Annotated in this window: 8 protein-coding genes and 2 tRNA genes; 2 read left to right on the forward strand and 8 right to left on the reverse strand. The window is 43.1% G+C overall.

Annotation, left to right across the window (positions count from 1 at the left end; translation table 11 throughout):
- Positions 1-98: 98 nt before the first annotated feature.
- The 3 genes from UA76_RS20640 to UA76_RS20655 form a co-directional block, all read right to left on the reverse strand.
- The gene (locus tag UA76_RS20640; RefSeq protein ID WP_047049758.1) at positions 99-410 is read right to left on the reverse strand and encodes a helix-turn-helix domain-containing protein; all 312 of its coding nucleotides are present in this window, start codon (positions 408-410) and stop codon (positions 99-101) included.
- Positions 411-2,111: 1,701 nt separating this feature from the next.
- Positions 2,112-2,188 (reverse strand) — tRNA-Val (locus UA76_RS20650).
- A gap of 36 nt (positions 2,189-2,224) precedes the next feature.
- Positions 2,225-2,301 (reverse strand) — tRNA-Val (locus UA76_RS20655).
- A gap of 263 nt (positions 2,302-2,564) precedes the next feature.
- Between UA76_RS20655 and UA76_RS20660 the strand changes: the two genes are divergently transcribed.
- On the forward strand, positions 2,565-3,611 hold the full coding sequence (locus UA76_RS20660; protein ID WP_047049760.1) for a GGDEF domain-containing protein: 1,047 nt from the start codon (positions 2,565-2,567) through the stop codon (positions 3,609-3,611).
- A gap of 79 nt (positions 3,612-3,690) precedes the next feature.
- Here UA76_RS20660 and UA76_RS20665 read toward each other — a convergent pair whose 3' ends face one another.
- From UA76_RS20665 to UA76_RS20685, 5 genes are all read right to left on the reverse strand, one after another.
- A complete protein-coding gene (locus UA76_RS20665; protein WP_047049761.1) occupies positions 3,691-4,350 on the reverse strand; it encodes a DUF2726 domain-containing protein in 660 nt (219 codons plus the stop codon).
- 135 nt (positions 4,351-4,485) lie between these two features.
- Complete coding sequence (locus UA76_RS20670) at positions 4,486-5,289, reverse strand: hypothetical protein (RefSeq protein WP_047049766.1); 804 nt, start codon at positions 5,287-5,289, stop codon at positions 4,486-4,488.
- 120 nt (positions 5,290-5,409) lie between these two features.
- Positions 5,410-6,387, reverse strand: coding sequence for a chemotaxis protein (locus UA76_RS20675; protein WP_047049762.1), 978 nt, complete (start codon positions 6,385-6,387; stop codon positions 5,410-5,412).
- Positions 6,388-6,559: 172 nt separating this feature from the next.
- Positions 6,560-7,252, reverse strand: a complete 693-nt coding sequence (locus UA76_RS20680; RefSeq protein WP_047049763.1) for a response regulator — start codon at positions 7,250-7,252, stop codon at positions 6,560-6,562.
- Positions 7,249-8,865, reverse strand: a complete 1,617-nt coding sequence (locus UA76_RS20685) for an ATP-binding protein (protein WP_047049764.1) — start codon at positions 8,863-8,865, stop codon at positions 7,249-7,251. The genes UA76_RS20680 and UA76_RS20685 overlap by 4 nt, the downstream gene beginning before the upstream one ends.
- A gap of 303 nt (positions 8,866-9,168) precedes the next feature.
- On the opposite strand from UA76_RS20685, the gene UA76_RS20690 reads away from it, so the two are divergent.
- Positions 9,169-9,393 (forward strand): hypothetical protein, encoded by a 225-nt coding sequence (locus UA76_RS20690; protein WP_047049765.1) that lies wholly within the window; start codon positions 9,169-9,171, stop codon positions 9,391-9,393.
- Positions 9,394-9,539 lie beyond the last annotated feature (146 nt).

The following is a 9,539-nucleotide window of genomic DNA, read 5'->3' on the forward strand; positions in this document are numbered from 1 at the left end:
CTGCTGATAAGATTAATCATTACTTGGATGTTAGTCAGCCCCAAATAACGACTAAGTAGTAGCTGAAAATTATAGCGGCCCTAAAGGCAACAGAGCAACTATGTTTCATGTATTTTACTCTTAAGCTTCGCTATCGATTCAAGTTTACCAATAAGCACACGATCACTGGCGACCATACCAAGGTCATTTTCGAGGCCTAATACTGACAAAACGATCATATAGTGCCCAATAGACACTGTTGAATCACCTCTGATAATCCTTCGTAATGTCGGTTTTGATATCCCCGTTCGTTGGTGTAACAACTCCTGTGATATATGCCGTCGCTTCAACGCCAACTCAATATTCTCACCCAGTTGCTCGAGGATGCGTTGCTGTCTAGGAAAAACCACTGCTCTGCGACGTGAGTTCATAATGAAACTATATCTCCATTAATGTTCAAAATGTGAAAGCGCAGTTTCACAAAAGATCCTGGTGCTCGTTTTATTGTAGGCAACTAAACCGGTTACATTACATCTCTTCGTACCTGCGTTCCTCGCTCTCAAAGACACATTACCGACAATATCAAAAGTAAGTCAATTGCCGCTCATATGAGTTAAATAGATAGTCGGCACAAGCAAAATTTTAGCTGAGTAGACGAAGTGCCGTCTCTCTAAGAACCGTACGTACAACTTTCATACGCAGTTCCTATCATAACTCACGTATGGAAAACTCAGCAGCGTAAATCATTACTGAGTAATTGCACTAAGTAGAGAAGGGGCAGATATGAGTTGTTGCAGAATCTGCAATCACTGAGCTTTCTCGTTGCTCGGGCAACTATTGCAAAAATTGCAACAGTTCAACTACCGAGGGCTCCTCGATAGTTGCTTGATAAGCAATGTGCATATTTTGCACATTGGTTAGTTCTATTGCCGAAGCGACGAGATCAGAACCGGGTTGGAGCTGAGGTGATTTACGAAATAACCTGTTTCGCAATTGTGCAAGACCCTCTTGCATAATTGGTTACTAGAGTTTGTCCAACAACCTGTTGGATAATTAGGAAACAGCTTGTTTCACAATTAAATCTCATGATTGGTTCTTGCGCTCTAAGCACATCTTGGGGCAGAAGTTTGCTGAGCGAAGCCACGCTAAATAACAGTATACTTGCGACATTCAGCCTATAGCTTTAGACTAGACGTGAGAGCCTCGGTTATCCCTGCTTTTTCATTGAGCTGCCATTTACTGTCTGGCCAGAAGTAATGGTATCAATTTGAACTTGGTGTAATTGCAAAGCAGCCCACCGAGGACAAACGATAAGCCTAGGTATTTTCCCTCCCATATTTGGTGATAAAATACCCGGCAATGCACACAGAATGTGTTCCCTCTTCAAATTGAATGACAAACATTCTGTAGCTGTTAAACAAAGCCATGGGCATAGCCTGTGGCTTTGTCGTATCTGATTAGCTTAGGTATGGCAAACCTGTCTTTGAGATGCGTGTTTAAGTAGCAGCGCTAGCAAAGTTTGGAGCAGAAATGAACTAGTTAAGTCACCACCATAGAAAAGTTATTCATCTAATAAATCTCATGTTGGTTTCATACGCACTAAACACGTCTTGGGGCAGAAGTGATTTGGAATAGTCGAACTAAAGTCCTCTTTGTTCCGAAGCAATGTAAAGTGTCCATCTAACAACTTACTTTCACTAAATAACTATCATCATTACTTTTTCGCTATAGCGTGAATTTTCGGCTATCGAAATAAGCGGATTTGGTAGATGGCGGTGATGAAGAGAGCAAAAAGGGTCTCACATAAATCGGTATAGAATGAAGCACCACGCCAAACTTTATTGTCATTCCTGACATCCTGACTCCCACCATAACTCTGGTCACAAACAACAGCGCCGAAATTTGCGAGTTAAGTGGAGTATGTTGGTCACAGATGGTCACAATTGTGACCATCTGTGACCACAAACATAAAACCCACCGATTCTCGGGTGCATATCTCGGAATAACTATGTAGGTATCATTTTGGTTCTTTGAAGTAGGAAGAGCACTACTCTATCGTGAGGTTTCAAGATGATTTTCGAAATGACAGATACAACAAAGCCAAGCTAAACGCTTGGCTTTGTTGTTGAATTTGGTGGATCCGGGCGAACTCGAATCGCCGACCCCCGCCATGTCAAGGCGGTACTCTAACCAACTGAGCTACGGATCCAAAAACTTGTTCTTTGCATAACCATGCGGTAAGGAGTGGTGGGTCCGGGCGAACTCGAATCGCCGACCCCTACCATGTCAAGGTAGTACTCTAACCAACTGAGCTACGGACCCATTCCTTAAGAACGGGATAGATAGTAACGAGTCCGATCATGGTGTGCAAGTGCATTTTTTCATAATAAGATCCAAGTGATGCAGGAATAATCAATTAGCACAAACTTTCTTCCTTTCTCATCACATAAACAAATTAACTGATATTTTTGTTTGCTCAAAACTGTGATCTTCCTTCATTTTGGATATTGATTATCGAAGCTACTAAAGTAGTATACCCTACTAATCAACTTGCATAACTTTGCATTACAAAGGACTCCTACACAATGAATGTGGATTTTCTCGGTCAGTCTAAAAAATTGCGAGTCTCTATTTTAAAAAGGCTCTGCCTTTTCTTGTCTGCGTTGTCCTTTTTCTTTTCCATTATGGCGTTCTTTGTTTCTAAGAATGTTCCACTAGCAGCGATCGATTTTATCGTTGGTTTTTATTCATTATTTGTTTGGAACCGCGTTCGAAAGGACAAGTTTACACAAATAGTTGCCCGCTCTTGGGCGTACTTACTATTGATTCTTATCGTATTGGGCACCTATGTGAGGCCATTAGATAGCGGGATTTACATTTGGACCTGCATGTTCCCAGTAGGTCTTTACCTGTTACTCGGAAAGCAAATATCCTTTTCAGCCACATTTGTTTTGTTTCTCGCCCAAATGGTGAACATCACCCATAAGTTGCAAGTTGAAGAGTCGGCTTACTCCCTTAATTTTGTGATTAATCTGGGGATGTCTTTCGTCACGATCTGGATTATCTCTCATGTTTTTGAAGCAAGCCGTGAACGCGCTGAAACAAACTTGAACAAGCTTGCATCAAGAGACGCGCTAACTAACGCTCTAAATCGCCTTGCATTGCTGCACAGCTTCCCTCTGATGCAACGTAAATATGGACGTTTGTCACTTCTTATACTCGACCTCGACTTCTTTAAGCAGGTCAATGACCGTTACGGGCACTCAATCGGCGATAAAGTGCTGATCGAAACCACGGCCCTGCTTCAGTCACAACTAGAAGACAACCATGTTTTCCGCATTGGCGGTGAAGAGTTTTGCTTAGTGCTACCTAATTCTGGTATTGTCGATGCGGAGCGCTTTGCTAACGCCATTCGTATTAAGATTGCCGAGCACTATTTCCAGTTCCAACCAGAGTCCATTCAGGTCACGGCAAGTATTGGCGTTTGGGAGTGTAACGAACACACCTCGCTTGAAGACGTGTTGATGAATGCAGATAGAGAGCTTTACCGTGCGAAACAAAACGGTAGAAATCAAGTCATGGTGTGCTCTAAGCAGAAAGCCAAAGCGATTCAAGATATGGCGACAGTCTAGGCCTGCACTAAGACCGACTCACTCACAAAAAGAAATGGCTCCCAAATGGAGCCATTTCTTTTTTAGCTGTCCACACGCACTATTGCGATTCTTCATCAAACACAACGTTATAGTTTTCGGTATAGGTACACAGCGGCTGCCGGCTACAGGTAAAGAATCGTCGACCTTTAAATTCACCTTGGCTCGCGGTTTTGATCACCATTGGGCTTCCACACTTTTTACAAAAGCGCACTTCTTTATCCGGTTCAATAAGATCTATGTGAGCCGCCAGTAAACGTCTTAATCGACCCACTTGGTAACTGTGCTTAACTGATGTACCAATCAAAGGTAACCCTGCCGATTTACATACGTGAAGCAGTAGTTTTTCTCTATCACGTTTGCCTTTGGTCAGCTCTTTACCATTATCGAGCTCAATAACCACTCTCGGCTCTAGTGTTCTAGGGTCACAAACCACGTAATCGAAATAGCTTTTTGCAATTCGGCTGTTTGCAATGAACCACTCATTTTTGTTCTCTGCCATCGGTGTGATAACCGTTGTCATGGCAACTTTTGGCATCACAACCCCTTGATTCCCCACAGCAGAAATCAAAGCATTATAGAACGCACTTTCCTTCATATTGAGTAAAGCGCCTTTCTTCTTGTATGCACTGTCCTTCAAATCATCTTGCTTGAGGTATTTTTTTTGAACAACAAGAAAGAACACCACCAAAATGATGACAACAATAAAGATGCTTTCCATTTTATTTGCTGAATCCTAAACAAAACTACTCACAGATAGTGTTAAGTTACGCCCTAACCTACTATGACGCAAGCTAAGTATCTGATTTCGAGAACAAGAATGGGACGAGTTGTTATCTGAACTTTCATGCCTGTTTTACTGGGGCAATTCAAGTTTTATTTCTACACGCTCTTCTGGCTGGAGTATTTCATAGGTCGTCTGCCAATACTTCTTGACCAATTTGTCCATAAGACCATTTTTCTGCGCGTTTGCCAGCGCACGTTCAATGACAGGAATGTGTTTTTGCGCATCAGCACTAAAATAGAACTTCATGTCATTTTCGTAAACAAGGAGAAGGTTTCTCTCGATATCTAAGTGGCGGTTGTACTTAGCCTCGTCCAAAATCTCACTAAAGCCTCTAGGGAAATAGTTCACCTCCCCATCGATCGTGAGCATGTCATATAGCGCACGCCATTCACCATCTTGGGTATAATATTCCAGCTTATTTTGTTTCCATACGTCGATGTCATACCAATCGACCCCTAGACCCGCTGCTAAGCCGGAGTCTTGAAGATCGGACAAATTTTTAATGCCATCAAAGTGACGTTGCCCGCCTTTCGGAATCAACATGACTCTTTTGCCTATCAAACCATCTGTCAAGCCGATGTCGATACTCGGGTACATCTGATCTCGCTCTTCCGTTTTTATAAGCCACATTAAGGACAGGCGATCATTATCGACCATTTTTCTCACACGCTTCTGAGGGATATGTCGGTCAGGTACCACGATATGAAGGTGTACCCCTTCAGCCTCTAACGCTTCATAAAGCAACTCATGATAGTAGGCATGACCATTATCTTTTTGGGAAGGTAAATGCAAGACAAGGTCGGGCTCGTGAGAAAAGGACGCAAAGCTGACTAAGTAAAGAGAGAGGATTGCCCTATTTACCAATTTCTTCATAAATGCCCCCATAACGTTCTTTTTAAAACTATAGTGGGTGTTTGCTGTGTTGTAAGGCAAAAGACGAAAAAAGCACCCTATTTAGGGTGCCTTTGTGGAGAAGTCGTGCGCGAAAGCTTATCAATAGTTGAAAATGTACTTGTCCATCATTGTAACCATTTTACCAATCTCTGGTTTGGTGATGGTGTCATTCGCACCGAGAGACAACGCTTTAGATCGGTTGTCATCACTCATCAATGAAGAGAACATCATGATTGGGATGGTTTTGTACTCTTCAGTGTCTCGCAAACGTTTAAGGAGATGCATGCCATCCATGCGCGGCATTTCTACATCGGTTACGACCGCATCGACCAACTCAGTAACCGGCACGTTTTCTTCCGAAGCTACGCGTTTAATTTCCATTAATTTATCATGCGCTTCACCACCGTCTTTACACGCGATAATGTTGTAACCCGCTGAACTTAATGTGTCTTGGATCAGGCTTCGGATAAAAGCGGAATCGTCCACAACCATAACTGTTTTCGCATTTCGCTTATCAACCATTTTCTGGTTCAAATCGACGCTTCTATCTACCTTAACATCGTATTTTTCCATACTTAGTTCTGGGTTGATGTCTGCGATGATTTTCTCGAAATCCAAAATCATGATCAGATTGCCATCTTTTCTCACCACGGCTACGACACAGTCTTGTTCCCCAGCTTCTAGGAACTGGCTCGGCGATTCCACATCATTCCAAGAGATACGGTGGATACGACTAATGCTGTCGATGAGGAAACCGTTAGTCATGCGGTTGAAATCTGTCACGATCACAAATTTCTTTTCAAGATCTGCTTTTGTTGGTACGCCCAACCAACCGGCTAAATCAACCAAAGGGGTTAGAATATCGCGTGATGAAAACACTCCGACCATATGCGGTTGAGCATTTGGGTAATCTGTAGTTTCTGGAACTTGAATGACTTCCCTTACTTTGGCTACATTGATGCCGTAATAGCAGGTCTTAGTACTGCCATCTGGAAGCTGCTTAACTAAGTGAAACTCAATGATTTCAAGCTCATTGGTGCCACTTTCTGTCAAAATCGTACTGCTAGATATGCTCATAATTATCGATCTTATACACTCGGTTTTAATTCTTGTTATTGCTGCAAGTTATCCTGCGTTTTACTTTATTTGAAGCTGTGCTTCTACAATGTGAAAACGACCTTTGATAGCGGGCGTACTTTATAAATCATCTTACTTTCAAATCACTACCTAATTGAGTTTAATCCCTTTCTTACTTAGGCACGAGTTTTTTTGTATACCAGCGTTCAGGTCGGCCAACATTGCCGTAACTTAAGTCTGCCTCAAGTTCACCACTACTGATTAGGTATTCTAGATAGCGACGGGCCGTTGTGCGACTCGCCCCTATTTTTTCACCCGCATCATCAGCGGTTAGGCTATCGGACTGCTCAAATAGTGCTCGAATCTTATCCAGTGTTACAGCGTCGATGCCTTTTGGTAGTCTAGGTGCGGTCTCTTCAGCTTGCGCATTTACAGTCAGCATTTGGTCCACCACTTTTTGATCCAATGCCGACAAGTCTTCAAGCTGTTGCTGCTGGTCTTGGTACTTCCTTAAAGCCGCTTCTAATCGGGGAAACATCACCGGCTTTAACAAGTAATCTACCACGCCACCGCGCATAGCTTGCTGCAAAGTATCTACGTCTCTTGCTGCAGTAATTAAGATAACGTCGCAGCCTTGGTTATTGCCACGAAGCGTTTGTAAGATATCCAATCCTGTTCCGTCTGGAAGGTAAACATCCAACAATGCGAGGTCTGGTTTAAGCACGTCTATTTGCATTTCGGCTTCTGCACGGCTGGTTGCAATACCCACGACTTCAAACCCACCCATTTGTGTCAGATAACGATTATGAAGCTCTGCTATCGCGATATCGTCTTCAATGATCATTACTCGCGTATTCTCGCTCATAACTGCTCTTCCTTAGGGAGATACACTGTCATTCGTGCCCCACTCTCCTTGTTGTTACTCATTTCCAATTGTCCTTGATAACGAGAAGCCAGTTGATTAACTAGATATAAACCGACTCCTCTCGTTGATGCTTTGCTAGACACCCCTTTCTCAATCAATTTGTCTGCATCAAACTCTGTGGGTAAGCCGCAGCCACCATCGATCACTTCCAATATGATCTCGTTACCATAATCGCTAATCGACACTTCAACAATTCTCCGCTCTTGCGCAATGTGTTGCTCCTGTTGAATCGCAGCCATAGTGGCATCAAATGCATTATCAATAAGATTACCCAATACCGTGACGACATCTTCTGGGTTAATGCGTGTAGGCAATGACTCTAGCCTTGAACCCTCTTCTACTTGAAGTTCTAACCCGATCTCACGTGCGCGTTCCGACTTACCCAGTAACATACCCGCAATTAAGGGGTCTTTGACCGTCTCTCTCAAAAACTCAATCAAGCTTTGGTAGTGCGCCGTTTCTTGGCCTATGAGTTTTTGAACACCTTCTAGCTCTCCCATTTGAACAAGGCCGCTAATGGTATTAAGTTTATTTCTGTGTTCATGAGTTTGTGAGCGAAGCATTTCTGCATAGGCCTTGGTTTGTGCGAGCTGTTCGGTGAGTTCTGTAATGTCGTCACGCAAACGGAAACTCGACACAGCGCCAACCACTTTTCCAGCCACAATGATTGGGCTTCGGTTTGCAATCAGCTTTTGATTATTCAAGGTAAGGTTGATGTCGTGATCGGTGCCGCCAGTTTCCAGAACCGAATGCAAATCGCTCTCTGGAATCACCTTGCTTAAAGGGCGGTTCATTGCGTCTTGTTTTCGAATGCCCAATATATCGCAGGCGCTTTTATTGATGGACCTGAGATGCCCTTTCGCATCAATACTGATTATGCCCTCTTTGATGGTACTCATGGTGACATCAAGCTCTACATATAGACGACCGATCTCTTCAGGCTCAAAGCCTAAGATTGCCTTTTGGAAGCGACGTGAGGCATAGCTGGCCACCAATGCATTCACGCCCACCACTACAAAAGCCATCACAGTTAGAAATAAGAGGAAAGGCTCTACGCGGTCTTGGAGCCTCTCTAGAAGATAACCAACCGACACAACGCCAATGATTTCGCCATTGTCGTCAAAGACAGCCGCTTTACCACGAACAGAGTAACCAAGAGAACCTTCTGCAAAGGAGATATAAGACTCGCCATCAACCAAAGCGCGATTGTTGTCGCCGCCTTTCATAGGCTTACCAATGCGATCATCAACAGGGTGAACAAGTCGAATACCATCTTCGTCACCAATGACAATAAACGCCGCACCAATGAGCTCCGTCAACCGACGAAATCGCGCTTGAGATTCGGCCTCAACACCATTTTCTATCAGTTCAACCACGACATCAGAACCCGCCAAAAAAGACGCCACGCCCTGAGCCTTGAGGCCCATTTCCTCTTCTTGCGCGTGTTTGACGTATGCAAACCCAGCTAGCGCTAAAATTAGTAGCTGAACCAAGCCGGTTACTGTCATGATAATCAGCATTCGATGGCGAAAGCTGATACGACTCCATTTCATGATCACTCCTTTGTCCTTCCAATGTAAATTAACATCGAACGGCGCATTGCCCTATTGAGTAGTTACATAATTGTGAAGATACGATAACCCCAGTCATAAAGGCCGCATAAATCGTAAACAAAAGTTCTAAACAAATATAAAACCGATTGAATAGGTGATTCTAGTCACAAATATTTATCGCTGTTTATTTGGTTAAAAAATAGACATTCCATTATACTAAATGGGTAGTTTGCATATGGATGCAATGTAGTCTGAGCCAAAACAAAAACGATAAGGCTTTAGGTTAGGCTAGAAGGAAATACTATGAAACGGGACGTATTTGGGATTTGTTTATCTAAATCTATGCTGTCAAATAACTTAGGTACAACGTTTACTCATGTAAGAGCGTATGAAGCGCTTTCCGACGAAGACGAACTCAGGGTAATCGAAGCTTACCCTCAGATGTCTGGTAAAGAGGTGCTTAAAAACATGCGAACCAACAACACTCTGACTTGGCGGGCAGAGTTCAGTTGTCCAAACATGAAGTAAGCCTATATAGTGATATCACCTATGTAGTTAACGTTAAAAGCCACGGTGTCATTCGTGGCTTTTCTATGTTTAGGAGTAAGGGCGTGTTGATCTTTCGTGATTAAATTTTGTTCGTGATAAAATCGTTTTAAGCGGGGCGAAGACTA

Origin of the sequence: Vibrio mexicanus, from assembly GCF_001012815.1 — a bacterium.
In the GTDB taxonomy this organism is placed as follows: Bacteria; Pseudomonadota; Gammaproteobacteria; order Enterobacterales; family Vibrionaceae; genus Vibrio; species Vibrio mexicanus.

Coding starts and splice junctions, on each gene's coding strand:
- UA76_RS20680 (WP_047049763.1), bottom strand. CDS start 7,252: ATGAGCGAGAATACGCGAGTAATGATCATTGAAGACGATATCGCGATA.
- UA76_RS20660 (WP_047049760.1), top strand. CDS start 2,565: ATGAATGTGGATTTTCTCGGTCAGTCTAAAAAATTGCGAGTCTCTATT.
- UA76_RS20640 (WP_047049758.1), bottom strand. CDS start 410: ATGAACTCACGTCGCAGAGCAGTGGTTTTTCCTAGACAGCAACGCATC.
- UA76_RS20670 (WP_047049766.1), bottom strand. CDS start 5,289: ATGAAGAAATTGGTAAATAGGGCAATCCTCTCTCTTTACTTAGTCAGC.
- UA76_RS20675 (WP_047049762.1), bottom strand. CDS start 6,387: ATGAGCATATCTAGCAGTACGATTTTGACAGAAAGTGGCACCAATGAG.
- UA76_RS20690 (WP_047049765.1), top strand. CDS start 9,169: ATGAAACGGGACGTATTTGGGATTTGTTTATCTAAATCTATGCTGTCA.
- UA76_RS20685 (WP_047049764.1), bottom strand. CDS start 8,865: ATGAAATGGAGTCGTATCAGCTTTCGCCATCGAATGCTGATTATCATG.
- UA76_RS20665 (WP_047049761.1), bottom strand. CDS start 4,350: ATGGAAAGCATCTTTATTGTTGTCATCATTTTGGTGGTGTTCTTTCTT.